Below are 26,756 nucleotides of genomic sequence, written 5' to 3'. Positions count from 1 at the left end.
ACGGATGTCCGTACGCCGGGGGCGCGTCATGCTTGGGGTCAGCCGAGCTTGCTGACGTCCCGGACCGCGCCCTTGTCGGCGCTGGTGGCCATCGCCGCGTACGCGCGGAGCGCCTGCGAGACCTTGCGCTCGCGGTTCTTCGGCGCGTACACGCCGCCCAGCGCCTCGCGGCGGGCGGCCAGCGTGGCGTCGTCCACGGCCAGCTCGATCGTGCGGGACGGGATGTCGATCTTGATCAGGTCGCCGTCCTCGACCAGCGCGATGGCGCCGCCGGAGGCCGCCTCGGGGGAGGCGTGGCCGATCGACAGGCCCGACGTGCCACCGGAGAAGCGGCCGTCGGTGACCAGCGCGCAGGCCTTGCCCAGGCCACGGCCCTTGAGGAAGGAGGTCGGGTACAGCATCTCCTGCATGCCCGGGCCGCCCTTGGGGCCCTCGTACCGGATGACGACCACGTCGCCCTCCTTGACCTGCTTGTTCAGGATGCGCTCGACGGCCTCCTCCTGGGACTCGCAGACCACCGCGGGGCCCTCGAAGACCAGGATCGACTCGTCGACGCCCGCGGTCTTGACCACGCAGCCGTCCTCGGCGATGTTGCCGCGCAGCACCGCCAGGCCGCCGTCCTTGGAGTAGGCGTGCTCCAGGGAGCGGATGCAGCCGTTCTCCGCGTCGGTGTCGAGCGAGTCCCAGCGCTCGGACTGCGAGAAGGCGGTCGCCGAGCGCTTGCAGCCGGGCGCCGCGTGGAACAGCTCGACCGCCTCCGGGGAGGGGGAGCCGCCGCGGATGTCCCACTCCTTGAGCCAGTCGGCCAGGGAGGCGGAGTGCACGGAGGACACGTCCTCGTTGAGCAGTCCGCCGCGGAACATCTCGCCCAGGATGGCCGGGATGCCGCCCGCGCGGTGCACGTCCTCCATGTAGTACGTGCCCTGCGGCGCGACGTTCGGCGCGACCTTGGCCAGGCACGGGACGCGGCGGGAGACCTCGTCGATGTCGGTCAGGCCGAAGTCCTGGCCCGCCTCCTGGGCCGCGGCCAGCAGGTGCAGGATCGTGTTGGTCGAGCCGCCCATGGCGATGTCCAGCGCCATGGCGTTCTCGAAGGCCGCGCGGGAGGCGACGTTACGGGGCAGGACGGTCTCGTCGTCCTGCTCGTAGTGGCGCTTGGTGATCTCCACGACGGTCCGGCCGGCGCGCTCGTACAGCGACTTGCGGGCGGTGTGCGTGGCGAGCACGGAGCCGTTGCCCGGCAGGGCCAGGCCCATGGCCTCGGTCAGGCAGTTCATCGAGTTGGCGGTGAACATGCCGGAACAGGAGCCGCAGGTCGGGCAGGCGTTGTTCTCGATCCGGAGGATGTCCTCGTCGGAGATGTTCTCGTTGACCGCGTCCGAGATCGCGTCGACCAGGTCCAGCTTGCGGACCGTGCCGTTGACCAGGGTCGCCCGGCCGGCCTCCATGGGGCCGCCGGAGACGAAGACCGTCGGGATGTTCAGCCGCATCGCGGCCATCAGCATGCCCGGGGTGATCTTGTCGCAGTTGGAGATGCAGATCAGCGCGTCCGCGCAGTGCGCCTCGACCATGTACTCGACCGAATCGGCGATCAGGTCGCGGGAGGGCAGCGAGTACAGCATGCCGCCGTGGCCCATCGCGATGCCGTCGTCCACGGCGATGGTGTTGAACTCCCGGGCGATGCCGCCCGCCTCCTGGATCGCCTCGGAGACGATCCGGCCGACCGGCGCGAGGTGGGTGTGGCCCGGCACGAACTCGGTGAAGCTGTTGGCCACCGCGATGATCGGCTTCCGGCCGATGTCCGCGCCCGCTACGCCCGATGCCTGCATAAGGGCACGGGCGCCCGCCATGTTGCGGCCGTGGGTAACGGTGCGGGACCTCAGCTCAGGCACGATGGTCACTCCCTTGGGATTCGTCTGCGGCTCGCGGCTGCGGACACCTTCCGCGCCACGTATCACCTGATCCCGAGGTTACGCTGTCGATCCAAGATCTGGACAGAGCCTCCAGGATCTGAGACATCTGCCCGCAGTACGGACGCGCGCGGTCACGCCTCCGGTCACGCCACCGGTCACGTCTCCGCGAGGTACCGCTGCAGCGTCGGCGCGACCATCCGGACGATGTCCTCGGGATCCGCCGAGGCCAGCGGCTCGACCTGGACGACGTACCGCAGCATCGCGATGCCGACCAGCTGGGAGGCGGCCAGCTCGGCCCGGAGGCGCGGCTCCGGCACCGCCAGCTCCGCCGCCACCCGCTCCAGCATCCGCCGCAGTACGAAGCCGCGCAGCACCTTCGCCGCGGTCTCGTGGGTCATCGCGGAGCGGATCACGGCGATCAGCGGGGCGCGGGTCGCGGGGTTCTCCCAGATGCCGAGGAAGTACCGCGCGAACCGCTCGCCGATGCCGTCGGCGCCGTGCGCCAGCAGGTCGGGGAGGTGCAGCGCCGGCTCGAAGGTGACCTCGATGGCCGCGCCGAAGACCTGCTCCTTCGTGCCGAAGTAGTGGTGCACCAGCGCCGGGTCGACCCCTGCCGCTCTCGCGATGCCGCGGATGGACGCCTTGTCGTAGCCGCGTTCGGCGAATTCCGTACGGGCCGCGGCGAGAATCCGCTCCCGCGCGCCGGGGCCGGCCGTGGCCTCCGTACGCGCCGGGCGGCCGCGCCGGCGCGGGGCGGGCCCGGAAGCGCCCGTCCCGGGCGCGCTCACGACCCGTACACCCGGTTCGCGGAGGCCAGGTGCAGACGCGTGAAGGCGAGGGCCTCGGCGAGGTCGGCCTCGCGTTCGGCGGCGGACATCGCGCGGCGGGTGTTGACCTCGATGACGATGTGCCCGTCGTACCCGGTAGCGGCCAGCCGCTCCAGCAGCTCGGCGCACGGCTGCTTGCCGCGCCCCGGGACCAGGTGCTCGTCCTTGTTGGAGCCGTTGCCGTCGGCGAGGTGGATGTGGGCGAGCCGGTCGCCCATCCGGTCCACCATGTGCAGCGCGTCGCTGCGGGCGGTGGAGGTGTGCGAGAGGTCGACCGTGAAGTGCCGGTAGTCGTCCTTGGTGGGGTCCCAGTCCGGCGCGTACGCCAGCATCTCGCGGTCGCGGTACCGCCAGGGGTACATGTTCTCGACGGCGAACTTCACGTCCGTCTCGCCCTCCATGCGCCAGATGCCGCGCACGAAATCGCGGGCGTAGTTGCGCTGCCACCGGAACGGCGGGTGCACCACGACCGTGGAGGCGCCGAGCTTCTCGGCGGCGTTCTGGGCGCGCTGGAGTTTGGTCCACGGGTCGGTGGACCACACGCGCTGCGTGATCAGCAGACACGGCGCGTGGATGGCCAGCACCGGCACGCCGTGATAGTCGGACAGCCGGCGCAGTGCCTCGATGTCCTGGCTGACCGGATCGGTCCAGACCATGACCTCGATGCCGTCGTACCCCAGGCGCGCGGCGATCTCGAAGGCCGTCGCGGTCGACTCCGGATACACCGACGCCGTGGACAGGGCGACCTTCGCATCCGGGATGCGCACCACTGGCTCCGTCACGAGGGACAGGGTACGGGGCCGCGCCTTGCGCGGGGCAATGGGCCGCCATTGGGGGTGCCCCTGGGCCGCCTCAGACCGCCCGGTCCTCTGGCTCGCCGTTGGGGAGGTGGTCCAGGCGCCGGAGAATCACGCCCTCGCGCAGCGCCCACGGGCAGATCTCCAGCTCGTCCACCCCGAAGAGGTCCATCGCCGCCTCCGCGACCAACGCCCCGGCCAACAGCTGGCGGGCGCGCCCTTCGGAGACGCCGGGCAGCTCGGCGCGTTCCTCCGCCGTCATCGTGGCCAGCTGCGGCACCCACTCCTCCAGCGCCTTCCGGCTCAGCCCGCGCTGCACGTACAGGCCCTCCGCCGAGCGGGCCGCGCCCGCCAGCCTGGCCAGCTGCTTGAAGGTCTTGGACGTGGCCACCACGTGGTCCGGCGAGCCGAAGCGTGTGAAGTCGCTCACCACTCGCGCGATCTCGGCCCGGACCCTGCGCCGCAACGCCCGTACGTCCTCCGGGTCCGGCGGGTCGCCGGGCAGGTCGGTGTTGGTCAGCCGGCCGGCCCCGAGCGGCAGCGAGACCGCTGCGTCCGGGTCCTCGTCCAGGCCGTACGCGATCTCCAGCGAGCCGCCGCCGATGTCCAGGAGCAGCAGCCGCCCGGCGGACCAGCCGAACCAGCGGCGGGCCGCGAGGAAGGTGAGCCGCGCCTCGTCCTCCCCGGAGAGGACCTGCAGGGTGACGCCGGTCTCCTCGGCGACGCGGGCCAGCACGTCCTCGCCGTTGGGTGCCTCACGTATGGCCGAGGTCGCGAACGGCAGCACGTCCTCGACGCCCTTGTCCTCCGCGACCTGCATCGCGTCGCGGATCGTGGCGACGAGCCGATCGACGCCCGGACCTGCGACGTTCCCGTCCCCGTCGAGGAGTTCGGCCAGCTTCAGCTCCGCCTTGTGGGAGTAGGCGGGGAGCGGGCGCGCGCCGGGGTGCGCGTCCACCACCAGCAGGTGGACCGTATTCGAACCCACATCGAGGACACCGAGTCTCATACACAGAAAGCTACTGCGGTCACCTCGCGCCTTTACGCTGGGGAGGTGGCGAAGACGAAAAAGGCGAAGCAGGAAAAGGCCCGCAAAAAGATGGAAAAGCAACAAGCGCGCGGGGCGGCGCCCGACGAGGTGACCGACGAGGTCGGCCTCGACTTCGCCCGCGCCTGGGTCACGTTCCCCGACCCGGCCGACGACGAGCAGATCTTCCGGTGCGACCTGACCTGGCTCACCTCCCGCTGGACCTGCGTCTTCGGGAACGGCTGCCAGGGCATCGAGGCGGGCCGCGCCGACGACGGCTGCTGCACGCTCGGCGCGCACTTCTCCGACGAGGAGGACGAGCAGCGGGTCGCGGAACATGTGGACCGCCTCACTCCCGACATCTGGCAGTTCCACGACGTCGGCACCACGACCGGCTGGGTCGAGGAGGACGAGGACGACGGCGAGCGCCAGACGCGCCGCTGGAAGGGCTCCTGCATCTTCCAGAACCGCCCCGGCTTCGCCGGCGGCGCCGGCTGCTCGCTCCACATCCTGGCCCTCCAGGAGGGCCGCGAGCCCCTGGAGACCAAGCCGGACGTCTGCTGGCAGCTCCCGGTCCGCCGCACGTACGACTGGATCGACCGCCCCGACGACACCCGCGTGCTCCAGATCACCATCGGCGAGTACGACCGCCGCGGCTGGGGCCCCGGCGGCCACGACCTGAACTGGTGGTGCACGTCGGCAACGTCCGCACACGGCGCGTCCAAGCCCGTGTACGAGTCGTACGCCCCTGAGCTCATCGAGCTGATGGGCAAGGACGCCTACACCCACCTCGCAGAACTCTGCGCGGAACGCCTGGCAACGGAACGCCCGATGGCCCCGCATCCGGCGGATCCGGTGCTGCTGCCTATGCCGGTGGTACCCAAGGGCTGAGTCCAGCCCTCGGCCCGGCAAATCCAGCCCGTCCGGCGTTTGAAGGGCCCCACCCCGTCTGGGGGCACCTCCCAGCGGTAGCTGGGGGAGTTTGAGGACCGGGGGGCCGGGGGCAGCGCCCCCGCGGCTCAGCCCGACGGGCTGGCCGTATCGGACGGTGACGGCGGCGGGTCGCTCGGCGGCGGGTCGGACTGGGTCGGGGTCGGCGACGGTGTCGGGTCGCTGGGCGGCGGGTCCGATGGCGACGGGTCTGAGGGTGACGGCGTCGGCGTAGGCGCCGGGGAGCTCGGCGGAGCCGATGGCGTCGGGCGGGGCCCGCCCGGAGCCGGGCGCGTCGCGCCGCGGCCCTCGATCGTGATCACCGCGCCCGCCGGCTCGACGGAGACCCGCGCCCGCCAGTAACCGGCCGGCTCCCGGTCACGGTCGACGTACACCCGGATCGAAGTCGTCTCGCCCGGCTGCAGCACCCCGGCGGTCGTACTGAACTGCAGCCACGGCGCCCCCGTATGCGCCGCCCACCGCACCGCCGTCCCGCCGGACGCGGCCAGCGTGATGACCGTGAGGTCGCCGCTCGGCTGCGCCGCGACGGTCAGCCGCCCCGGTCCGGAGCGGGACCGCGAAGGGCTCGGCCGGGCCTCCCCCGGCCGCTCCCGCGTCCCGATCACCTCCACCGAGACGTCCGGCGTATGCACACCGGGCCGGAACCGCGGGTCGGGCGTCAGCTGCGCGCTGCCGGCCTTCTCGTACGGGCGGCCGCCGATCCGGTCCCCCTCGCTGTCGCCCGCGGTGACGGCCGTGCCGTCGGTCTCGCCGGTCAGCGGCGCGCCCCGGTACGCCGCCCAGAGCGCGAGCACGGGCGCCGCGACCACGGTGGCCACCACGGTCGTGGTGAGCGCCCGGCTGCGCAGCCGGGCGTTGCGGGCCGCCCGGTCCTTGGGCCCGAGCGGGAACCCGCTGCGGTCGTAGCGGGGTGCAGAACCGTTTACGCCGACCGCCCGTTTCGTGCGCCCCTGCGCCCCCTTCTCCGGAAGCTCCACCGCCCGGCCCGTACGCGACCGCAGCGCCGCCCGCATCGCCACACGCGCCGCCGCGCGCGGCGCGGTGACCAGCGGGAGCGGCCCCTGCGCCACCGGCTCCGTGCCGGGCCAGGGCCCGCCCGCCGTCGCCCGCTCGGCCGTACGGCGGCACTCGTCGCAGGCGTCGACGTGCCGCACCAGCTCCCGCAGCAGGGCCGTGCTCAGCAGCATCCGGCCGTCCCCGGCCGGCCGCGCCACCTCGAGGCAGCGGCCGGTTTCGGCCACGAGGAGCGCCGCGCGGGTGCGCTCCACCTCGCAGGCGGCGGTGGACAGCAGCGCGCGGGCCGCGACCGGCTCCATGCCCAGTACGGCGGCCAGCTCCCGGGAGCCCAGCCCGTGCCGGACGGACAGCTCCAGGGCCTCGCGCTGCTCGGGCGTGGCGCCGGCGGCCTCCGGCCAGGCCAGCGCGGACAGTTCGCGCCGCCGGTCGGACTCCTCGGCGACCGCGGGCCCCTGGGGCGCACCGGGGTCAGCGAGCCGGCGCAGACAGGCCCAGCGGGCCAGCGCGTACAGCCAGGGGCGGTACAGGCCGGGGTCGGACGGGCGGCGTCCGTGCTGCCGCTCGGCGAGCGCGAGCACCTCGCCGAGCACCTCGGTCGCCGCGTCGTGCTCGCACAGGACGGAGAGGCAGTACGTGAACAGCCCGTCGATATAGGGCTCGTAGCGCTCGGGGGACGGGTCGTGGCGGTCGGGCCCGGCCGTCCGGGCACCACGGCCCGCCCGCTGTGCCCGTTCCGCCCGGCCGGCGGGGGGCGGTGCGGTGGTGGTGTGCGTGGGGTGTCCGGGCCTGCTGCTCATCACCCGGCGACGGTAGACAGATGGCGCGGACCGGTCAGGGGCGCTTGGCCGGTTTTAATTCTTTCGGGTGACGATCTCCCTCAAAAGGGGACAGGAGTCCGAGCCATCCCCTCCCCCACACGCGTACCTGCCGTCCCGGCCGCCCATGAGCCGCCTCCGTCCCGCGCCCCGGGAAGTCCGCCGCCCGGCCGCGTTGTCGGACCCCACGGCTACGGTGGCTTCCATGGCAACCCGTAAATCCCCGGCGAAGGACCGCCCGTCGTACCGCTGCACGGAGTGCGGCTGGACCACCGCGAAGTGGCTCGGCCGCTGCCCCGAGTGCCAGGCGTGGGGCACGGTCGAGGAGGCCGGCGGCAGCCCGGCCGTGCGGACGACCGCGCCGGGCCGGGTCACGACCGCCGCGCTGCCGATCGGCCAGGTCGACGGCCGGCAGGCCACGGCCCGCTCCACGGGCGTGGCCGAGCTGGACCGCGTGCTGGGCGGCGGCCTCGTCCCCGGCGCCGTCGTGCTGCTCGCCGGCGAGCCCGGCGTCGGCAAGTCCACGCTGCTGCTGGACGTCGCGGCGAAGGCCGCGAGCGACGACCACCGCACGCTGTACGTCACGGGTGAGGAGTCCGCGAGCCAGGTGCGGCTGCGCGCCGACCGCATCGGCGCCCTCGACGACCATCTGTACCTCGCCGCCGAGACCGACCTCTCCGCGGTCCTCGGCCACCTGGACTCGGTCAAGCCCTCGCTGCTGATCCTGGACTCCGTCCAGACCGTCGCCTCGCCGGAGATCGACGGCGCGCCCGGCGGCATGGCCCAGGTCCGGGAGGTCGCCGGGGCGCTCATCCGCGCGTCCAAGGAGCGCGGCATGTCCACCCTCCTGGTCGGCCACGTCACCAAGGACGGGAACATCGCGGGCCCCCGCCTCCTGGAGCACCTCGTCGACGTCGTGCTCAGCTTCGAGGGCGACCGGCACGCCCGCCTCCGCCTCGTACGCGGCGTCAAGAACCGGTACGGCGCGACGGACGAGGTCGGCTGCTTCGAGCTGCACGACGAGGGGATCACGGGCCTCGCCGACCCCTCGGGCCTCTTCCTGACCCGCCGCGACGAGCCCGTGCCGGGCACCTGCCTGACCGTCACCCTGGAGGGCCGCCGCCCGCTGGTCGCCGAGGTCCAGGCGCTCACGGTGGAATCCCAGATCCCCTCCCCGCGTCGGACCACCTCCGGCCTGGAGACCTCCCGGGTCTCGATGATGCTGGCCGTACTGGAGCAGCGCGGCCGGATCTCCGCGCTCGGCAAGCGGGACATCTACAGCGCGACGGTCGGCGGCGTGAAGCTCTCCGAGCCGGCCGCCGACCTCGCCGTGGCGCTCGCCCTCGCCAGCGCCGCCTCCGACACGCCCCTGCCGAAGAACCTCGTGGCCATCGGCGAGGTCGGGCTCGCCGGCGAGGTCCGCCGCGTCACGGGCGTGCAGCGTCGGCTATCCGAAGCGGCGCGGCTGGGCTTCACGCACGCGCTGGTGCCGACCGATCCGGGCAAGATTCCGGCCGGGATGCGGGTCCTGGAGGTCGCGGACGTCGGCGAGGCGCTGCGTGTGCTCCCCCGCCGCCCGCGCCGCGAATCCCCGCGGAAGGAGGCGCCCGCGGAGGAGACATCCGGGTCCCCGCTGAGCGGCCGCTGAGCCCCGGAGGCTGCCTCCGGTGTGCTTCCCCGCGCCGCCCGCGCAGGACTCCCCTAGGTAAACGGCGCGTCGCCGGTAGACTTTGCCCTGGTCTCGCCCGTCAACGCAGTCCTGCCGCAATCGCGTCCGCGACGTACGTACGCGGCCAAGGCAACTCCGGGCGGGCTGCGGCACCGACAGACCTTGCGACGGAGGAGTGCAGTGGCAGCCAACGACCGGGCGTCGTCCCCCGGAAGGTCCGGCGGTAGCTCCGGCGGTGACAGTCTGATGCGCGCCTCGCTCAGCGCGGTCGCACCGGGCACGGCACTGCGCGACGGACTCGAACGCATCCTCCGCGGCAACACCGGCGGCCTCATCGTCCTCGGCTTCGACAAGACCGTCGAGTCGATGTGTACGGGCGGGTTCGTCCTCGACGTGGAGTTCACGGCCACCCGGCTGCGCGAGCTGTGCAAGCTCGACGGCGCGCTGGTCCTCGACAAGGACATCACCAAGATCATGCGGGCCGGCGTCCAGCTCGTCCCGGACGCCTCGATCCCCACCGAGGAGACCGGCACCCGCCACCGCACGGCGCAGCGGGTGTCCATCCAGGCCGGCTTCCCGGTCGTCTCGGTCAGCCAGTCCATGCGGCTGATCGCCCTCTATGTGGACGGCGAGCGCCGCGTCCTGGAGGAGTCCGCCGCGATCCTCTCCCGCGCCAACCAGGCGCTCGCCACCCTGGAGCGGTACAAGCTCCGGCTGGACGAGGTCGCCGGCACGCTCTCGGCCCTGGAGATCGAGGACCTGGTGACGGTCCGCGACGTCTCCGCCGTGGCCCAGCGGCTGGAGATGGTCCGCCGGATCGCCACCGAGATCGCCGAGTACGTCGTCGAGCTCGGCACGGACGGCCGGCTGCTCTCCCTGCAGCTGGACGAGCTGATCGCGGGCGTCGAGCCGGAGCGTGAGCTGGTCGCCCGGGACTATGTCCCCGAGCCGACGGCCAAGCGCTCCCGTACGGTCTCCGAGGCGCTCGCCGAGCTGGACGCGCTCTCCCACACCGAGCTGCTCGAACTCCCCATCGTGGCGCGCGCCCTCGGGTACAGCGGCTCCCCCGAGACCCTGGACTCCGCGGTCTCCCCGCGCGGCTTCCGCCTCCTGGCCAAGGTCCCGCGGCTGCCCGGCGCGGTCATCGACCGCCTCGTCGACCACTTCGGCGGCCTGCAGAAGCTCCTCGCCGCCAGCGTCGACGACCTTCAGACGGTGGACGGCGTCGGCGAGGCCCGCGCCCGCTCCGTCCGCGAGGGCCTCAGTCGGCTCGCGGAATCCTCGATCCTGGAGCGGTACGTCTGACCCCGCGCCCGTAGCGCGGGGACCGCTCCTTACAGCCCTTGCTCAGTCCTTCGCGAGGACGAAGGACGTGCTGTCCGGCTTCAGGCCCGCGACCGTGGCCTCGGCGAGGTAGGTGCCGGGCTTGGCGGACTTGGCGGCGGGGGTGGCGCACTGGGCGGCCGAGGGCTTGCGGTCCCATTCGATGGTGCGCGTGACGGCGGACCCGGCGGGGACCTTCACAAAGGCGCTGCCGGTGTCCGGCGGGCAGTCGTCCGAGGCGTACACATGGGCGTCGCTGTCGGTGTGACTGATCGTCAGTACCGCGGCCTTGCGGCCGAGGTCGACCTTGCAGTCCGCGTCCGAGGTGTTCTTCACGGTCAGCTCGAAGCGCGGCTCGGCATCCGGGCCGTACGAGTTCTTGACGCTGCGCAGGGTCAGTCGCGTCCCGGAGCCGGTGCAGTCGGCGAGCGCCGAGCCGCCCGGCACGAGCACGCCGCCGCCGCTGCCGGCGCCCGCGCCGGAGCCGGTACCCGTACCGCCGCCTTCGCCGATCGGCGTTCCGGTGCCGGAGCCGCCCGAACCGCCGCTGCCCGCGCCGCCGGCGCCCGCGTCGGCGCCGCCCGTACCGCCGTCGCCCGACTCGTCGCGGCCGCCCGGCTTCTGGCTGATCCCGGAGTCGGTGGCGTTGGGTCCCGGGGTGATGGACGTGGCGGGACCGCCGGCCGAGCCCTTGCTGTTCGAGCTGCCGTCACCGCTGGTGTTGCCCATGTTGACGGCCCACACCACCAGGAGCACGAGGAGCGCAAGGATCGCGCACGCGACCGCCCTCCGTCGCCAGTAGATGGAGGAGGGAAGCGGCCCGATCGGATTGCGCAGAGATCCCACGCGGAAACTGTACGAGAGATCAGCCCGGATGCCAGCCAGTACCCGCCGACGGACCACCGGCTTTTCCCATCATCTGCCCGGTTCTTCCTGGTCAGAAGGGAGAATTGGCCCGGATGAGCGACCCCGGGGCGTCAACCGGCCACCTTCGCCCGCGACTTCACGCGGTCCACTCCTCCTTGTGGCCGAAACCGCGGGCGTTGTCGATCAGACGGAGCCAGGTGGGGCGCAGCTCCCAGAAGGCGGTGTGGTCCATCGCGGCGCGGAGCTTGGGGTTGAGCGCTACATAGGGGAAGCGGTCGGCGTACATACGCCAGGCGCGCCTGCGCTCCCCGCCGTCCAGCCGGCGGCACACGCCGCGCCCCTGTACACCCGTCAGGCCGCTCCAGTCCTGGCCGTCGCGCTGGGCGGTGAAGGCGACCGGTGCCGCCGGCTGCGCGGCGGACAGGGCACGGCCGTGGCGGGTGGACTCGGAGGTGACGAAGAGGAGGGAGGGGACCGGGTCCTCGGGTCCGGCCTCGTCTCCGGTGTGCAGCGCGTACAGGACGGCGCACGCCTGGGGGCCGTCGCCGTCCGTATAGGCGAGGGTCATGGTGGTGTGGTCGGCGAGGGCCTGCTGGATGCCGGGCGGGGGCGCGCTGTCGTTCATGGCAGCATCCTCGCGCGCCGGCCGGACGCGGCACGCGGCACCCTCCCCGGCGGCCCCGCGCACGCCCCGTTGCAGCAGTCCGATTACCACGTGCAGGTGCACAACGGGCGGCTCGGGCCCGGCGCGTTTCACCGGCGCGGGGCCCCGTGTCAGGATCGGCGGTGCCATGACTTCCACTCCTGCCACCGCCCAGTCCGCCGGCGACGCCGCCGTGGAGCCCGGCACCGGACGCCCCGCCGGGACCCCGGCGCCGCGCCCCGCCGACTCCGCCGCCGCCTCCGCCCCCGCTGCCGCATCCGTCACCGGCGCCGCCACGGATGCCGCCGACGCCGCCGACGCGGCCGGCCGGCGGCTGCACGCACCGGTCAACGACTGGTTCGACGAGCACGCCCGCGATCTGCCGTGGCGCCGCCCCGAGGCGGGTGCCTGGGGCGTGATGGTCAGCGAATTCATGCTGCAGCAGACGCCCGTCAACCGTGTCCTGCCGGTCTACGAGCAGTGGCTGGCCCGCTGGCCCCGCCCGGCCGACCTGGCCGCCGAGCCGTCCGGCGAGGCGGTGCGCGCCTGGGGCCGGCTCGGCTACCCGCGGCGCGCGCTGCGGCTGCACGCCGCCGCCTCCGCGATAAGGGAGCGGCACGGCGGCGACGTACCGCGCGAGCACGCCCAGCTGCTGGCGCTGCCCGGCGTCGGCGAGTACACCGCCGCGGCTGTGGCCTCCTTCGCGTACGGCCAGCGGCACGCGGTCCTCGACACGAACGTCCGCCGGGTCTTCGCCCGCGCGGTCACCGGCCGCCAGTACCCGCCGAACGCCACCACCGCCGCCGAGCGCAAGCTCGCCCGCGCGCTGCTGCCCGAGGACGAGGAGACGGCCGCGAAGTGGGCCGCGGCCACGATGGAGCTGGGCGCGCTGGTGTGCACGGCGCGCAGCCCGGAGTGCGTGCGCTGCCCGGTCGCCGCGCAGTGCGCCTGGCGGCTGGCCGGCTCCCCCGAGCACGAGGGCCCGCCGCGGCGCGTCCAGACGTACGCGGGCACCGACCGCCAGGTGCGCGGCAAGCTGCTGGCCGTGCTGCGCGAGGCCGTCGCGCCGGTGCCGCAGGCGAAGCTGGACGCGGTGTGGCACGAGCCGATCCAGCGGGCCCGCGCGCTGGACGGGCTGGTCGCCGACGGGCTGGTGGAACCGCTGCCGGACGGCCTGTACCGGCTCCCGCTGACCTGATCCCGGCCGGTACCGGCTCCGGTCGCCGTGATCCCGGCGGGCCCCCGTACGGAGGGCCCGTCCTCCCCCTGGAGGAGGACCTCGCCGCCGCTCCCGTCCCCCGCAAGGAGGAGCGCCGCGCCGCTGTTACACAACCGACGGATTTCCGTGCATCCGCTGTGCGCCGGGCGCGCATGACGCCGCAACACCCCCTCCGTAGCTTCGTCTTCGTGCTGGAGACGGACCACCGTGTGCCGAGGCGCTCGGCCGGTCCACGACCACCGGCACGGACAACGTGGGGAACGCAGGCGGAAACGGAGGCGTCGGGATGGCGACCAGCGGCGGCAAGGTACTGGACTTCGAGGAATACGTGCGTACGCGGCAGGACGCCCTGCTCCGCAGCGCGCGGCGTCTGGTGCCCGACCCGGTCGACGCGCAGGACCTCCTGCAGACGGCGCTGGTCCGCACGTACGGGCGCTGGGACGGCATCGCCGACAAGTCGCTCGCCGACGCCTACCTGCGCCGCGTCATGATCAACACGCGGACCGAGTGGTGGCGCGCGCGCAAGCTGGAGGAGGTGCCGACCGAGCAGCTCCCGGACGCGAGCGTGGACGACGGCACCGAGCAGCGCGCCGACCGTGCCCTGCTGATGGACATCCTCTCGGTACTGGCTCCCAAGCAGCGCAGCGTCGTCGTCCTGCGACACTGGGAGCAGATGAGTACGGAGGAGACCGCGGCGGCGCTGGGCATGTCCACGGGGACGGTCAAGAGCACGCTGCACCGGGCGCTGGCCCGGCTGCGCCAGGAGCTGGTGAACCGCGAGGCCGACGCGCGCGTACTGGAGCGTGACGACCAGGAGCGGGAGCGGTGCGCGGCCTGACCGGCTGCGGAGCCGGCGGTCCCCGGGCCGGCGGCGGGTGATGGGCATGGTGAGCAGGAGCGGTGTGACCAGAGGCGGCGGAGCCGACGGCGGGCCGGCCGGGAAGCGGCCGGCCGCTTTCCCGCGCCTGCCCGGGGGCTGGTGGCGCACGGCCGGTACGGCCCTCGCGGCGACCGCGGCGGTGGGGCTGCTGATGGCCGGGTGCGACGCGACCGGTGACGGGGTCCGGTCGGAGGGCTCGGCGGCCAACAGCCCCGTGCCGTCCCGGGCCCGCAGCGCGACGCCGACGCCCTCCCCCTCGTCCTCCGTGGCGTACAAGAAAGTCGACGCGCGGGCGCTGCTGCGCAAGGACCCCAAGGTCGGCGCCGACGTGAAGAAGACCCTGGCCAAGCCGTGCACGGCGGACGAGTACCCGATAGACGTCACGTACGCCGCGCTGACCGGCGGGAAGAGCGCCGACGTGATCATCAACGTGATGACCTGCGCGGACTCCGTCGGGATCGGCTCGTATGTGTACCGCAAGGGCGACAAGGGCTATGAGAACGTCTTCAGCAACGAGCAGCCGCCGGTCTACGCCGGGGTGAGCAAGGGCGAGCTGGAGATCACCAAGCAGACGTACGGCACCGGTGACGCGGTGTGCTGCCCCACCGGCGAGGATGTGATGACGTACCGCTGGGCGAAGCACCGCTTCAGCGAGTACTCCCGCTACCACACCGACTACAGCAAGACCGTGGACGGCGCCGAGACCAGCGCGACACCTTCGGAGGACTGAGAACCGGCATGGCCGAGACCCATGTGCTCTTCGTCGAGGACGACGATGTCATCAGGGAGGCCACCCAGCTCGCGCTGGAGCGCGACGGCTTCCGCGTGACGGCGATGCCCGACGGGCTGTCGGGCCTGGACGCCTTTCGTGCGACCCGGCCCGACATCGCCCTGCTGGACGTGATGGTGCCGGGCCTGGACGGCGTGAGCCTGTGCCGGCGGATCCGGGACGAGTCGACGGTCCCGGTGATCATGCTGTCCGCGCGGGCCGACTCCATCGACGTGGTGCTCGGCCTGGAGGCGGGCGCCGACGACTACGTCACCAAGCCGTTCGACGGGGCTGTACTGGTGGCCCGTATACGGGCCGTGCTGCGCCGCTTCGGGCACGCGAGCGGCCCGGACGCCCGCAGTGGTGCGGGCAAGGACGCGGCGGCGCCGGCCGCCGACGGGCTGCTGCGCTTCGGTGACCTGGAGATCGACACCGAGGGCATGGAGGTGCGCAAGGGCGGCGAGCCGGTGGCGCTGACGCCGACCGAGATGCGGCTGCTGCTGGAGTTCTCCGACGCGCCCGGCACGGTGCTCTCCCGCGACCGGCTGCTGGAGCGGGTGTGGGACTACGGCTGGGGCGGCGACACCCGGGTCGTGGACGTCCACGTCCAGCGGCTGCGCGGCAAGATCGGCCAGGACCGGATCGAGACGGTCCGCGGCTTCGGCTACAAGCTGAGAGGCTGACCCGCCGGTGGTCGGCCTCGCCCTGCGTACGGGACTGCGCTGGAAGCTCAGCGCGGCGATCGCGCTCGTCGGCGCGCTGGTCGCGATCGCGCTGAGCGTCGTCGTGCACAACGCCGCCCGCGTCTCGATGCTCGACAACAGCCGCGACGTGCAGATCGAGCGGCTGAACTTCACCCAGCGGATCTACGAGACCACCAGCCGGCTCCAGTTCGGCGCCCGCATCGACGACCCGAAGCTGCCCGAGGAGCTGCGCGCCGAGGTCGCCGAGGGCCGGCGCGCCACCTACCTGGAGGACAGCGGGGAGGGCGCGCCCGAGGTGTGGGCCGCGGCGCCGCTGGACGACGGCCGGGTGCTCTCCCTCCACAACGACTACCCCGACCGCTTCACCGTCCTGGACGACCTGGACCAGGCACTGTTCATCGGGTCCATCTCGGTCGTCGCGGCGGGCTGCGCGCTGGGCGTGCTGGTCGGCGGCCGGCTCTCCCAGCGGCTGCGGAAGGCGGCCGGGGCGGCCCGCAAGCTCGCCGAGGGCGACACGTCCGTGCGCGTACGGGACGAGATCGGCGGCCGGGTGCGCGACGAGACCGACGAGCTGGCGCGGGCCGTGGACGCCATGTCGGACGCGCTGCAGACCCGTATCGAGGCCGAGCGGCGGGTCACCGCCGACATCGCGCACGAGCTGCGCACGCCGGTCACCGGGCTGCTCACGGCGGCCGAACTGCTGCCCCCGGGCCGCCCGACCGAGCTCGTACGGGACCGGGCGCAGGCCATGCGGACGCTGGTGGAGGACGTACTGGAGGTGGCCCGGCTGGACGGCTACGCCGAGCGGGCCGAGCTGCAGGACGTGGACCTCGGGGAGTTCGTCCGGCGGCGGGTGCGTGCGCTGGGGCCGGACATCGAGGTCGAGGTCGTGCGGGACGCGGAGGTCAGCACCGACCCGCGCCGCCTGGAGCGCATCCTCGGCAACCTCATCGCCAACGCGTCCCGGCACGGCAGGCCGCCGGTCGAGGTCACGGTCGAGGGCCGGGTGATCCGGGTCCGCGACCACGGGCCGGGCTTCCCCGAGGCGCTGCTGCGCGAGGGCCCGAGCCGCTTCCGCACCGGCAGCAGCGACCGCGCCGGCCGCGGCCACGGCCTGGGCCTGACCATCGCGGCGGGCCAGGCACGCGTACTGGGCGCGCGGCTGACCTTCCGCAACGCGGAGCCCGCCGTCGACGGCACGACCGGCGCCGTCGCCGTCCTCTGGCTCCCGGAGAACGCCCCGACGGCGACGGGCAGCTTCCCGGTGATCCAGCTCCCGGGCCCGGAGAACTGACCCACCAGGGCCCCTGTCGGCCGCTACGGGTTCAGCACCGTCACGACGGTCACGCCGACGGCGACGACGGCGATGATGAGCACGGCGAGGAGGCAGCCGGAGACAGCGGGGTGGGCAACGTGGTACGGCATCGCCTTGGGGTAGTTCCGGCGCAGCTCACGGGCCTGCGTGTCGGGCAGATAGACGGTGGGTCCGCCTACCGCGTCGCACACGCGCTTGACCTCTTCCTGCGGCCAGATGCTGTGGCTGGTGAGCCGGAGCAGCCGCCTGCCGTGCTCGTCGAGCAGCACCAGCCAGTCCGAGTGCTGGTTGTAGCCGGTATTGAGGTGCGGGGCGTAGAGCACCGCGGCGATGTCCTCGCGGGGGATGCGGCGCGTCCTGCCGAGGATGCCGCGGTACTGGACGTCCTTCTCCGTCACGGTGACGCTGCACGCCTTGCCGATACGGATCAGCACGAGGACGCATATGAGCGCCGTGGCCGCGGCGATGAGGAGGCGGACCGACCCCAGCAAAAACCCTGCCGGCAGCCCGACCACGACGAGGACGCCCGCCAGGATCCAGTGGTATCGCTCCGGCCTCTTGGCCGCGATCATGACCCGTTCGTGCTGCTGTTCTCCGATAACCATGCGCAGCATGCTGTCAACCGACTACCCCATGTGTCACGCGGCGTGAACCACAGCCGCGTCCTGCGGCTCGACGTCCGCCGGCTGCGCCGGGCCGCCGCGCAGCGGGACCTCCTTGAGGAACCACGCCGCGGCGAAGCCGATGACGCTGATGGTCGCGCCCCACAGGAAGACCAGGTGGGTGCCGTCGGCGACCGCGTGCAGGTACGCGTCCTTCAGCTGGGCCGGAAGCTGGGACAGGCCCTTGGGATCGAGCTGCGCCCCGCCCGCCATGGCCTTGCCGCCGGCCGCGCCGACCCGCTCGGTCATGGTGTTCTGCACCTGGTGGGTGAAGAGCGCGCCGAAGATCGCCACGCCGAAGGAGCCGCCGATCGTGCGGAAGAGCGTGGCGGAGGACGAGCCGACGCCCATGTCCTTCATCTCGACGCTGTTCTGCGCGATGAGCATGGTCGTCTGCATCAGGAAGCCCATGCCGGCGCCGAGCACGGCCATGTACGCGCCCGAGGTGAAGCGGCTGGTGCCGGTGTCCATCAGGGACAGCAGGAAGAGGCCCGCGGTGATCAGCGCGCCGCCGCCGACCACGAAGATCTTGTACCGGCCGCTCGTCGTGGTGATCCGGCCCGCGATCAGCGAGACCGTCATCATCGCGAGCAGCATCGGCAGGAGCAGCAGCCCGGAGTTGGTGGCCGAGGCGCCCTGGACGCTCTGCTGGAAGAGCGGCAGGAAGGTCATCGAGCCGAACATCACGAAGCCGACCAGGAAGCCGATCAGGGTGACGAGCGAGAAGTTGCCGTTGCGGAAGATGTGCAGCGGCAGGACGGGCTCGCTGACCTTGCGCTCCACCAGGACGAACGCGGCGAGGGAGACCACGCCGAGCGCCCCGAGGCCCACGATCTGCGCCGATGCCCAGTCGTACTCCGTACCGCCCCAGGTCGTGATCAGTACGAGTGCGGTGATGCCGATGGTGAGCAGCGCGGCGCCCACGTAGTCGATGCGCGCCTGGGTGCGCTTCTTCGGCAGGTGCAGCACGGCGGTGACCATGGCCAGGGCTATCGCGCCCAGCGGCAGGTTGATGTAGAAGCTCCAGCGCCAGCCGAGGTGGTCGGTGATGGTGCCGCCGACCAGCGGGCCGCCGATCATGGCGACTGCCATGACGCCGGCCATCATGCCCTGGTACTTGCCGCGCTCGCGGGGCGGGATCAGGTCGCCGATGATCGCCATGACGCCGACCATCAGGCCGCCGGCGCCCAGGCCCTGGACCGCGCGGAAGGCGATGAGCTGGCCCATGTCCTGGGCCATGCCGGAGAGCGCCGAGCCGATCAGGAACAGCACGATGGACGCCAGGAAGACGCCCTTGCGGCCGTACATGTCGCCGAGCTTGCCCCAGATCGGGGTGGAGGCGGCGGTGGCGAGGGTGTAGGCGGTGACCACCCAGGAGAGGTGGTCGAGGCCGCCGAGCTCGCCGACGATCGTCGGCATCGCGGTGCCCACGATCATGTTGTCGAGCATCGCGAGCAGCATCGCGATCATCAAGGCGAAGAGCACCACACGTACGCTCGCGGGCTGTTTCCCGCCGTGCTCCGTCGGTGCGGTGGCCTGGGTGGCGGCCATCGTTCCCCCGTTCCGTCTACTTACTTGCCGCCCGGCAAGTTTGGGCTACGGTGAGGAAGGTAAGCGGTAACTAGCCGGGCGTCAAGTAAGTTAATGCCGGTGCGGGCGTGACCAGGGATAGCCTGCGGGGGCGCCAGTACCGACGACGTAGGAGAGCACCATGGGCACAGCACGCGCGCGCAGGGGCGACACCCGGCAGCGCATTCAGGACGTGGCCCTGGACCTCTTCGCGCAGCAGGGGTACGAGAAGACCTCGCTGCGGGAGATCGCCGAGCACCTCGACGTCACCAAGGCCGCCCTGTACTACCACTTCAAGACCAAGGAAGACATCGTCATCAGCCTCTTCGAGGACCTGGCCAGGCCCTGCGACGAGCTGATCGCGTGGGCCGCCGACCGGCCGCGCACGCTGGAGACGAAGACGGAGGTCGTCCGCCGCTACAGCGAGGCGCTGCGCGACGCCGCGCCGCTCTTCCGCTTCATGCAGGAGAACCAGGCCACCGTCCGCGACCTGAGCATCGGCGAGTCGTTCAAGGAGCGGATGCTCACGATGGTCGGGCTCCTCAACGAGCCCGACGCCGAGCTGAAGGACCAGGCGCGCTGCATCACCGCACTGGTGTCGCTGCACTCGGGCATGTTCGCCATGCAGAACATCGAAGGCGACCCCGAGGAGAAGCGCAGGGCCGTCCTCGAAGTCGCCTTGGAATTGGTCACCGCGGCGAATACCGCCGCGGCACCACAGGATTAAGTTGTCCGCTGAGTTGTCCTCGGCCGGTCGGCTCAGAGGTTCACGTGCTCGCCGCGCAGGAAGTCGACGGGCTCGATGGCGCTGCCGTAGTTCGGGGTGCTACGGACCTCGAAGTGCAGGTGCGGGCCGGTGGAATTACCGGTGCTGCCCGCGAGACCGATCTGCTGGCCGGCGGAAACCTTCTGGCCCACCTGCACCTGGATCTTCGAAAGGTGCGCGTACTGGGTGTACGTCTTGTTGCCGTGCTTGATCACAATGGCATTGCCGTACGCGGGACCGTCACCGCCGCCGTTCGGGCCCGCCTTCACGACGGTGCCTTCGTGCGCGGCCTTCACCTTGGTACCGGTGGGCACCACGAAGTCCTGGCCGCTGTGGCCGTGCGACCAGTGGCTGCCGGCCAGACCGAACTTCTCGCCCATGCCGTACTTGTCCACCGGCTTCTCCCAGCCGTTGGTCTTGGCAAGCTGCCGCTCGGCACGCTCGTGCCGGTCGGCGGCGGCCTTGGCGCGGCCGGCCTCGGCCTTCTTCTCCGCGTCGATCGCCTTCTTCTGCGCGTCGGCCTGCGCGCTCACCGTGCTGCCCACGTCCGTGGAGAGGCCCTGGAGCGATACCGCGCCGCCGTCCATCGCCGAAGCAGCACCGGCACCCAGCGCGAGGGAGGCGCCCATTCCGGCCACCAGAACGGTGGCGCGGGTACGCAGGGCGGGCTTCTTCGAATACCGGGTGAGGGAGAACTTCGACATACGGGGATTACCTCCGAAAGAATTGACTCCCGGCCGGGACCAACCGGGATCGCTATTCATTGGTAACCGCCGCTCGCGGGCCTGCCAAGAAGCCTTTCTACTACCGCACCCCGTATTGAAAGCAACGGGAATCAGCCCCTTGCGCTACCCGGCTCCGCCGCTCCAAAACATCCCGGTCCGGCCTGCGCGAAAGCCGATCATTCGGCCTGGATTCCGCCCCCACCAGCCATTCCCTTGATCCTCGACTTCCCGGACGCAGGTCCCTCCCACCCCCCTGCCAAAAGTCCCGGCCCACCGGGGAAACGGGTCCCACCACACTGTCCGGCGCCTTTCCTAAGGTCTTTAGTAGGCCCGGAATCCGCTGTGCCGCATGTCACCGAACCCCCCGTTCCGTCCGCTTTGTGCGGGGCCCTTGGTATGTCCGTTTCGGGACCAAGGGCCTGTGATCCCGGTAACGTAATAGGCCGCATCCGGCCCGGCAGGAAAGAAGGGGGAGGGCCCGGTATGGACCCCTCGGCACTCGGCGCGCGGCTGGCGTCGTCCGTCGTCGCGCCGCTCGTGAAGCGGCTCTTCGTGAAGGAGGGGCCCGGCGCGGGCCTGGCGGAGAAGCCGGTACGGGTGTCGGCGCTGGTGTCGTTCACGGGCGAGAAGCGCACGCTCACCGAGGGCGACCTGCGGAAGATCGCCGAGGAGCTGGTCACCCGCGCGGTGCGCGCGGCCGGGCCCGGCGAGCGGCCCGTCCCCGCCGCCGAGGAGAGCGCCGTCGCCGACGCGCTCGCGCGGACCCTGTACGGCCTGGGCGAGCTGGCCATGGACGACGTACAGGCCGTCCAGCTCGGCGCCCCGGCGCTCGCGGAGCGGCTGCGGCAGGCCAACCGGGCGCGGCTGAGCACGCTCCCCCGGGACGCGGAGCTGCTGCACGACGCCCTGCTCGGCCTCGCGTGCCTGCACATCGTGCACTTCTTCACCCAGCGCTCGACCTTTGTCGCGCGCACCCTCGTCCAGCACAGCCGGAGCCTGGACCGGCTCGTCACGCTGACCGACGAGCTCATCGCGCGGAATCCCTCGCCGCGGGCCGCGGACACCGCCTTCGAGCGCGACTACCTCGCCTACCTCGGCAAGAAGCACGGCCGGCTGACGATCTACGGCATCGACCTGGCCCATTCCCCGGACCGGTGGCCACTGGACGCGGCGTACATGAGCCTGGAGGCGACGTACGCGGACCGCGCGCTCGCCGCCGCCGAGGACGCGTTCTTCGCCGGCCTGGACGACACCCCGGCCCCGCACGCGCCGCCGGTCCCCGCCGACCACGCGCTCGCCGGGCACAGCCGGGTGCTGCTGCGCGGCGTGGCGGGCTCGGGCAAGAGCACGCTGGTGCAGTGGCTCGCGGTCTCCTGCACCCCGGCGGGCGACGCGGTCGCCATGCCGCACCTGTACGGGCGCATCCCCTTCGTCCTGCCTCTGCGGACGCTCCAGCGCGCCGGCGCGGACCTCCCCACGCCCGACCGCTTCCTCGCGGCCGTCGGCTGCCCGGTGTCCGGCGCGCAGCCGGACGGGTGGGCGCACCGGGTACTGACGAGCGGGCGCGGCCTGGTCCTCGTGGACGGGCTGGACGAGATACCGGAACGGGAGCGCGACCGGACCCGGCGCTGGCTGCGCGACCTCCTCGACGCGTTCCCGCACAACCTGTGGATGGTGACCTCGCGCCCTTCCGCCGTACGCGAGGACTGGCTCGCGGCCGACGGCTTCACGGAGCTGACGCTCGCGCCGATGAGCCGGGACGGCGTGGCCCTGTTCATCGGGCGCTGGCACGCGGCGGCGCGCGCGGACGCCCCGGCGGACGAGGACCGGCTGGCCGCGTACGAGCAGTCGCTGCTGCACGCCGTACGCACCAAGGCGGACCTGGCGCGGCTGGCCACCAACCCGCTGATGTGCGGGCTGATCTGCGCGCTCCACCGGGACCGGCGCGGCTACCTGCCGCACGGGCGCAAGGAGCTGTACGACGCGGCGCTGACGATGCTGCTCTCGCGCCGCGACCGCGAGCGCGACATGAACGGCCCGGACGGCATCGAGCTGAGCGACGAGCCGCAGATCCAGCTGCTCCAGCGGCTCGCGTACTGGCTGATCCGCAACGGGCGCACGGAGCTGGACCGGGAGCACGCCGAACGCATCATCGCGGACGCGCTCCCGGCCGTTCCCGCGGCGGCGGCCCAGGGCGACGCGGCCGCGGTCTTCCGGCACCTGCTGCTCCGCAGCGGCCTGCTGCGCGAACCTGCCCCGGGCGCCGTCCACTTCGTGCACCGCACCTTCCAGGACTACCTGGGCGCGCGGGCCGCGGTCGAGGAGTGGGACATCGGACTGCTGATCGCCCATGCGCACGACTCCCAGTGGGAGGACGTGATCCGGATGGCGGTCGCCCACGGCCGGCCGCGTGAACGGGCCGAGATCCTCCGGGAGTTGCTGGCCCGCGCCGACGCCGCGAGCGGCGAGGACGAACGCGCGGTACGCACCCGCATCCAGCTCCTCGCCCTGGCCTGCCTGGAACACGCCTCCGAACTGGACCCGGCGGTCCGCCGGTCCGTGGAGGAACGCACGGCGGAACTGCTACCGCCCCGCTCGGCGGAGGAGGCCCGGGAGCTGGCGGGGGCGGGGCCTCTGGTACTGGAACTTCTGCCCGGCCCCGAGGGACTGAGCGAGGACGAGGCGGTCGCCGTCACGGTCGCCGCGTCGAATGTGGAGTCGGAGCGCGCACTCCCCGTACTGGCGCGGTTTCGGGACCATCCGGCACTACAGGTGCGGTCGCAGCTGGTGTGGGCGTGGCACCGGTTCGATGCGGAGCAGTACGCGGAGGAGGTCGTCCGGCATCTCGATCCGGACCGGCTGCGGTTCAGCGTCCACAACGACGAACAGCTGCGCATTCTGCGCGGGCTCGGCGGCCGCGAGCGGATCGACGTACGGGACGGGGTGTCGCAGGAGGCGCTCGTCGCGTACACCCGGGAGGTCGGGATCAGGCACCTGCGCCTCGGGGCCGGGAACATCACCGATCTCGCCTTCCTGCGGAACACTCCGGGACTCACCGAGCTGACGTTGTCCGCGTCGGTCACCGATCTGTCCCCGCTCTCCGGCCTCCCCCTGGAGCGCCTGTCACTCTTCGGCCTCACCGGCGTCCAGGACCTGAGCCCGCTCGCCTCGCTGACCGGCCTCCGTGCCCTGACAGTCCACCTGCCGGACGTCTCCTGGTGCCCGGACGACCTGCCGAGACACCTTCCACGGCTGCGTCTCCTGCGGCTGGGCGACAGCGCTTCGCGGGACTGGTCCGGGCCGTTCGGCGTACGGGCGTGGCCGGGTCTCCAGGAGCTCCTGCTCGACCCCCGTGCCTGCCCGCGGGACGCCGCCGGCTGGGCGGAGATCGCGGCGCTGGAGTCCTTGACGTGGCTCAGCGTGGACGCCGACTGCCTTGCCGACTGTCCGCCCGGGTTCACGCTCCCCGGGCTCACCGACCTCAGGCTCTTCTCGCCCACGGGTGCGCAGCCCGACCTGGAAGCCGTGGCCCGGCACTTTCCCGGACTGCGGAATCTCTACACCACCGGGCCGGGCAACCCCCTCTCCCGCATCGCCTTCACTCCCCTACCCTGACTCCCCAACAGCGTTGACCGCGCCCACCAGTTACCGGGGGACACCGCCGCATGGATCCCACGACCGTCGCCGCCCGTCTCACTCCCGAAGCCCTCGCGCCGCTCGTCAGAGCGCTGTTCGTGAGCGAAGAGGCGGCGGCGGAGGCGGGCGTGCCGGACGATCGGCCGGTGCCCCTCGCGCGGCTCGTCGCGTTTCGCGGGGAGAAGCCGGCGCTCAGCGGGGAGGACCTCGAAGCGCTCGCCGGACGGATCGTGGCGATCGCCGCTCCCGATGAGGCGGCGGCGCGTCCGGTGGCCGGCGCGCTGGCGCGCACGCTCGGCGTACTCGGCGCGAGCGGGCTGGACGACTGGCAGGCCGTACAACTGCCGCCCACCGACTTCGCGCACCGGCTGCGCGCCGCCGCACCGGAAGCGGAGCGCGGGCTGTCCGCCGACGGCCGCGCGCTGCTCACGGCGGTGCTCGACGTCGTGGCCGTACACCTCCTGTACTTCCTCACGCAGCGGTCCGACTTCGTCGCGCGCACGCTGGAGGACGAGACCCGGCAACTGGCGGAGCAGGCCGCTCCCGGGCCGCGGAGTGACGGGACGTCAGCCCCCGCCGCGCCCGCCGACGACGCCGCCTTCGAGGAGCGGTTCGCGCGGGACACCATCGTGCTCCACAACCACCTCACGATCTTCGGCATCGACCTCGCGCACTCGCCGGACAGCTGGCCACTGGACGCGGCCTACCTGGGGCTGCAGTGCGAGCGCGGCCAGCCGCGGCTGCCCGCGACACCGGACGAACAGCGCGACCCGGGCCCGCAGGCCCCACCCGTGCCCGCCGAGCAGGCGCTGGCCGGGCTGGACAGGGTGCTCGTACGGGGCGTCGCGGGGTCCGGCAAGACGACGCTGCTGCAGTGGCTGGCGGTCGCCACGGCGCGCGGCGAGCTGCCCGCGGCACTGGCCGGGGAGCTGCGCGGCCGGGTGCCGTTCCTGCTGCCCGTACGCCGCTTCGCGTCCCGCTCCGGCATCCCGTCGCCGGCCGGCTTCCTGGCGGCCATGGGCTACCCGGGCGCGGACGCCCAGCCGGCCGGCTGGGCGGAGCGGGTACTGCGGGCCGGCCGCGGGCTGCTGCTCGTCGACGGCGTGGACGAGGCCCCGGAGGACGAGCGCGAGCGGCTCCGGCTGCGGCTGCGCGGCTGGGCGCAGCAGTACCCGGGCAACGTCTGGGTGGTGACCTCCCGGCCGTCCGCCGTACCGGAGGACTGGCTGGCCGCCGACGGGTTCACCGAGCTGCGGCTGGCGCCGATGAGCCGCGAGGACGTCGCGGCGTTCATCCAGCGCTGGCACCGCGCCGCGGCCCAGCAGTCGCCCGCCGACCTGGACCGGCTCGGCCATTACGAACGCACGCTGCTGAACGCCGTACGCATCACCCGCGACCTGGGGCGGCTGGCCACCAACCCGCTGATGTGCGGGCTGCTGTGCGCGCTCCACCGGGACCGGCGCGGCTACCTGCCCAGCGGGCGCAAGGAGCTGTACGACGCGGGCCTGTCGATGCTGCTGGAGCGGCGCGACCGGGAGCGGGCGATGGTGCCGACCGACGCCATCGACCTGCCGCGGCAGCCGAAAATACAGCTCCTGCAGAAGCTGGCGCGCTGGATGCTGGTCAACGGCCGGTCCGAAATGGACCGCGACGTCGCCGTGGACACCCTGGGCCGGCACCTGCCCGCCATCCCCGACGCGGCCCGCCAGGGCGACGCCGACGACGTCTACCGGCACCTGCTGAACCGCACGGGCCTGCTGCGCGAAACGACGCCCGGCACCGTGGACTTCGTGCACCGCACGTTCCAGGACTATCTGGCCGCGCGGGCCACCGTGCAGCAGCACGACTTCACCCTCCTGCTGGACCACGCGCACCATACGGAGTGGGAGGACGTCATCCGGATGGCCGTCGCCCTCGCCCGGCCCGACGAGTGCGCGACGCTGCTGAACGGGCTGCTGGCGCCGCACGCGGGGGTACGCGCCGCGGAGGCCCGGCACCGCAAGCTGCTGGCCGCCGCGTGCCTGGAGCACGCCACGGAGCTGGACCCGGAGGTCCGCGGGCGGGTGCAGCGCTTCACGCGCGACATGATGCGGCCGACCACCCCGGCCGGGGCCCGCGCGCTGGGCTGGATCGGGCCGATCGTCCTGGAGATGCTGCCGGACCCGGCCAAGGCCACCAACTCCGAGGCGTACCTCCTCGCCCTCACCGCCACCTCCATCGGCGACGACATGGCCATCGACTACCTCACCGGGCTGCGGGAGCGGCCGCACCTGGACGTGCGTGCGCAGCTGGCGAGCGCCTGGCGACGGTACGACACCGAGCGGTACGCGCGGGAGATCATCGCCCACCTCGACGACGCCGAGCTGTACTTCCCGGTGTCCGACCTGGAGGAGCTGCACGCGCTGCGCCGGCTCGGCGGCCGGCCACACCTCCAGATCGCCGGGCGGTTCACCCCCGACCAGCTCATCGAGGGCATCGTCGCCGAGCCGCTGACCCGGCTATGGCTCTCCTACGACCTGGGCGTCCCGATGGACTGGCTGGCCGCCTTCCCGCGCCTGGAGACGCTCCTGGTGGGCAGCCGGCTGCCGCGCCCGGCCGGCGTACCGGAGGGCATCGAGGTCGTGGAGCTGTAGGCATACGCGTAAAAACACCGCTGCCCCGG

The 26,756-nt window shown here is 72.7% G+C and carries 21 protein-coding genes; 11 read left to right on the top strand and 10 right to left on the bottom strand.

The features are described from left to right. Nucleotides 1-38 precede the first annotated feature (38 nt). From ilvD to IF04_RS0122025, 4 genes are all read right to left on the bottom strand, one after another. A complete protein-coding gene (ilvD, locus tag IF04_RS0122040; RefSeq protein ID WP_030260502.1) occupies nucleotides 39-1,892 on the bottom strand; it encodes a dihydroxy-acid dehydratase in 1,854 nt (617 codons plus the stop codon). 176 nt (nucleotides 1,893-2,068) lie between these two features. Then, nucleotides 2,069-2,701: a TetR/AcrR family transcriptional regulator gene (locus IF04_RS0122035; RefSeq protein WP_030260500.1), complete on the bottom strand. Its 633-nt coding sequence runs from the start codon at nucleotides 2,699-2,701 to the stop codon at nucleotides 2,069-2,071. Continuing rightward, nucleotides 2,698-3,522 (bottom strand): sugar phosphate isomerase/epimerase family protein, encoded by an 825-nt coding sequence (locus IF04_RS0122030; protein WP_211259837.1) that lies wholly within the window; start codon nucleotides 3,520-3,522, stop codon nucleotides 2,698-2,700. Before IF04_RS0122030 ends, IF04_RS0122035 begins: the two co-directional genes overlap by 4 nt. Before the next feature lie 70 nt (nucleotides 3,523-3,592). Further along, a complete protein-coding gene (locus IF04_RS0122025) occupies nucleotides 3,593-4,546 on the bottom strand; it encodes a Ppx/GppA family phosphatase (RefSeq protein WP_030260493.1) in 954 nt (317 codons plus the stop codon). A gap of 45 nt (nucleotides 4,547-4,591) precedes the next feature. On the opposite strand from IF04_RS0122025, the gene IF04_RS0122020 reads away from it, so the two are divergent. Next, a complete protein-coding gene (locus IF04_RS0122020; RefSeq protein ID WP_078600590.1) occupies nucleotides 4,592-5,455 on the top strand; it encodes a DUF3109 family protein in 864 nt (287 codons plus the stop codon). 128 nt (nucleotides 5,456-5,583) lie between these two features. Here the strand turns inward: IF04_RS0122020 and IF04_RS0122015 are convergent, their stop codons facing one another. Next, on the bottom strand, nucleotides 5,584-7,329 hold the full coding sequence (locus IF04_RS0122015; RefSeq protein ID WP_030260487.1) for an RNA polymerase sigma factor: 1,746 nt from the start codon (nucleotides 7,327-7,329) through the stop codon (nucleotides 5,584-5,586). A gap of 223 nt (nucleotides 7,330-7,552) precedes the next feature. Here IF04_RS0122015 and radA point away from each other — a divergent pair, with 223 nt between their 5' ends. Both radA and disA read left to right on the top strand, forming a co-directional pair. Next, nucleotides 7,553-8,995, top strand: a complete 1,443-nt coding sequence (radA, locus tag IF04_RS0122010) for a DNA repair protein RadA (protein WP_030260484.1) — start codon at nucleotides 7,553-7,555, stop codon at nucleotides 8,993-8,995. Nucleotides 8,996-9,196: 201 nt separating this feature from the next. After that, nucleotides 9,197-10,321: a DNA integrity scanning diadenylate cyclase DisA gene (disA, locus tag IF04_RS0122005; RefSeq protein WP_030260480.1), complete on the top strand. Its 1,125-nt coding sequence runs from the start codon at nucleotides 9,197-9,199 to the stop codon at nucleotides 10,319-10,321. Nucleotides 10,322-10,363: 42 nt separating this feature from the next. Here disA and IF04_RS0122000 read toward each other — a convergent pair whose 3' ends face one another. Both IF04_RS0122000 and IF04_RS0121995 read right to left on the bottom strand, forming a co-directional pair. Further along, nucleotides 10,364-11,185: a hypothetical protein gene (locus IF04_RS0122000; RefSeq protein WP_030260477.1), complete on the bottom strand. Its 822-nt coding sequence runs from the start codon at nucleotides 11,183-11,185 to the stop codon at nucleotides 10,364-10,366. A gap of 157 nt (nucleotides 11,186-11,342) precedes the next feature. Continuing rightward, nucleotides 11,343-11,831, bottom strand: a complete 489-nt coding sequence (locus IF04_RS0121995) for a pyridoxamine 5'-phosphate oxidase family protein (protein ID WP_030260473.1) — start codon at nucleotides 11,829-11,831, stop codon at nucleotides 11,343-11,345. A 166-nt stretch (nucleotides 11,832-11,997) separates the two neighbouring features. Here IF04_RS0121995 and IF04_RS0121990 point away from each other — a divergent pair, with 166 nt between their 5' ends. From IF04_RS0121990 to cseC, 5 genes are all read left to right on the top strand, one after another. Further along, entirely contained in the window at nucleotides 11,998-13,047 is a 1,050-nt protein-coding gene (locus IF04_RS0121990; RefSeq protein WP_078600586.1) for an HhH-GPD family protein, read from the top strand. Between the two features lie 307 nt (nucleotides 13,048-13,354). Then, nucleotides 13,355-13,906, top strand: a complete 552-nt coding sequence (locus IF04_RS0121985; RefSeq protein ID WP_030260466.1) for a SigE family RNA polymerase sigma factor — start codon at nucleotides 13,355-13,357, stop codon at nucleotides 13,904-13,906. 193 nt (nucleotides 13,907-14,099) lie between these two features. Further along, on the top strand, nucleotides 14,100-14,678 hold the full coding sequence (locus IF04_RS0121980) for a hypothetical protein (RefSeq protein ID WP_037960277.1): 579 nt from the start codon (nucleotides 14,100-14,102) through the stop codon (nucleotides 14,676-14,678). 8 nt (nucleotides 14,679-14,686) lie between these two features. Next, nucleotides 14,687-15,400 (top strand): two-component system response regulator CseB, encoded by a 714-nt coding sequence (cseB, locus tag IF04_RS0121975; RefSeq protein WP_030260459.1) that lies wholly within the window; start codon nucleotides 14,687-14,689, stop codon nucleotides 15,398-15,400. Between the two features lie 7 nt (nucleotides 15,401-15,407). Continuing rightward, nucleotides 15,408-16,715, top strand: a complete 1,308-nt coding sequence (cseC, locus tag IF04_RS0121970) for a two-component system sensor histidine kinase CseC (protein WP_030260455.1) — start codon at nucleotides 15,408-15,410, stop codon at nucleotides 16,713-16,715. A gap of 23 nt (nucleotides 16,716-16,738) precedes the next feature. On the opposite strand, the gene IF04_RS0121965 is transcribed toward cseC, so the two are convergent. Both IF04_RS0121965 and IF04_RS0121960 read right to left on the bottom strand, forming a co-directional pair. Beyond that, nucleotides 16,739-17,341, bottom strand: a complete 603-nt coding sequence (locus IF04_RS0121965) for a hypothetical protein (RefSeq protein WP_157847693.1) — start codon at nucleotides 17,339-17,341, stop codon at nucleotides 16,739-16,741. Nucleotides 17,342-17,374: 33 nt separating this feature from the next. Then, entirely contained in the window at nucleotides 17,375-18,949 is a 1,575-nt protein-coding gene (locus IF04_RS0121960) for an MDR family MFS transporter (RefSeq protein WP_051831432.1), read from the bottom strand. A gap of 160 nt (nucleotides 18,950-19,109) precedes the next feature. Between IF04_RS0121960 and IF04_RS0121955 the strand changes: the two genes are divergently transcribed. Further along, entirely contained in the window at nucleotides 19,110-19,694 is a 585-nt protein-coding gene (locus tag IF04_RS0121955) for a TetR/AcrR family transcriptional regulator (protein ID WP_030260447.1), read from the top strand. A gap of 32 nt (nucleotides 19,695-19,726) precedes the next feature. On the opposite strand, the gene IF04_RS0121950 is transcribed toward IF04_RS0121955, so the two are convergent. Further along, the gene (locus IF04_RS0121950; RefSeq protein WP_030260444.1) at nucleotides 19,727-20,437 is read right to left on the bottom strand and encodes a M23 family metallopeptidase; all 711 of its coding nucleotides are present in this window, start codon (nucleotides 20,435-20,437) and stop codon (nucleotides 19,727-19,729) included. Between the two features lie 504 nt (nucleotides 20,438-20,941). On the opposite strand from IF04_RS0121950, the gene IF04_RS0121945 reads away from it, so the two are divergent. Further along, complete coding sequence (locus IF04_RS0121945; RefSeq protein ID WP_051831431.1) at nucleotides 20,942-24,073, top strand: NACHT domain-containing protein; 3,132 nt, start codon at nucleotides 20,942-20,944, stop codon at nucleotides 24,071-24,073. A 50-nt stretch (nucleotides 24,074-24,123) separates the two neighbouring features. Beyond that, nucleotides 24,124-26,727 carry an NACHT domain-containing protein gene (locus tag IF04_RS0121940; RefSeq protein ID WP_030260441.1) on the top strand — a complete coding sequence of 868 codons (2,604 nt, stop codon included), beginning with the start codon at nucleotides 24,124-24,126 and terminating at the stop codon, nucleotides 26,725-26,727. Nucleotides 26,728-26,756: the final 29 nt, after the last annotated feature.

It is taken from the genome of Streptomyces violens, from assembly GCF_000717745.1.
In the GTDB taxonomy this organism is placed as follows: domain Bacteria; phylum Actinomycetota; class Actinomycetes; order Streptomycetales; family Streptomycetaceae; genus Streptomyces; species Streptomyces violens.
Note: the sequence above shows the minus strand (reverse complement) of the source record. Positions and strands in the feature narration are given on the sequence as shown.

Bases quoted from the DNA above. Each gene is read 5' to 3' on its own strand.
- IF04_RS0122025 (WP_030260493.1), bottom strand. From the start codon at position 4,546: ATGAGACTCGGTGTCCTCGATGTGGGTTCGAATACGGTCCACCTGCTG.
- IF04_RS0122015 (WP_030260487.1), bottom strand. From the start codon at position 7,329: ATGAGCAGCAGGCCCGGACACCCCACGCACACCACCACCGCACCGCCC.
- radA (WP_030260484.1), top strand. From the start codon at position 7,553: ATGGCAACCCGTAAATCCCCGGCGAAGGACCGCCCGTCGTACCGCTGC.
- IF04_RS0121995 (WP_030260473.1), bottom strand. From the start codon at position 11,831: ATGAACGACAGCGCGCCCCCGCCCGGCATCCAGCAGGCCCTCGCCGAC.
- IF04_RS0121990 (WP_078600586.1), top strand. From the start codon at position 11,998: ATGACTTCCACTCCTGCCACCGCCCAGTCCGCCGGCGACGCCGCCGTG.
- IF04_RS0121985 (WP_030260466.1), top strand. From the start codon at position 13,355: ATGGCGACCAGCGGCGGCAAGGTACTGGACTTCGAGGAATACGTGCGT.
- IF04_RS0121980 (WP_037960277.1), top strand. From the start codon at position 14,100: ATGGCCGGGTGCGACGCGACCGGTGACGGGGTCCGGTCGGAGGGCTCG.
- cseB (WP_030260459.1), top strand. From the start codon at position 14,687: ATGGCCGAGACCCATGTGCTCTTCGTCGAGGACGACGATGTCATCAGG.
- IF04_RS0121965 (WP_157847693.1), bottom strand. From the start codon at position 17,341: ATGGTTATCGGAGAACAGCAGCACGAACGGGTCATGATCGCGGCCAAG.
- IF04_RS0121960 (WP_051831432.1), bottom strand. From the start codon at position 18,949: ATGGCCGCCACCCAGGCCACCGCACCGACGGAGCACGGCGGGAAACAG.
- IF04_RS0121955 (WP_030260447.1), top strand. From the start codon at position 19,110: ATGGGCACAGCACGCGCGCGCAGGGGCGACACCCGGCAGCGCATTCAG.
- IF04_RS0121950 (WP_030260444.1), bottom strand. From the start codon at position 20,437: ATGTCGAAGTTCTCCCTCACCCGGTATTCGAAGAAGCCCGCCCTGCGT.
- IF04_RS0121945 (WP_051831431.1), top strand. From the start codon at position 20,942: ATGGACCCCTCGGCACTCGGCGCGCGGCTGGCGTCGTCCGTCGTCGCG.
- IF04_RS0121940 (WP_030260441.1), top strand. From the start codon at position 24,124: ATGGATCCCACGACCGTCGCCGCCCGTCTCACTCCCGAAGCCCTCGCG.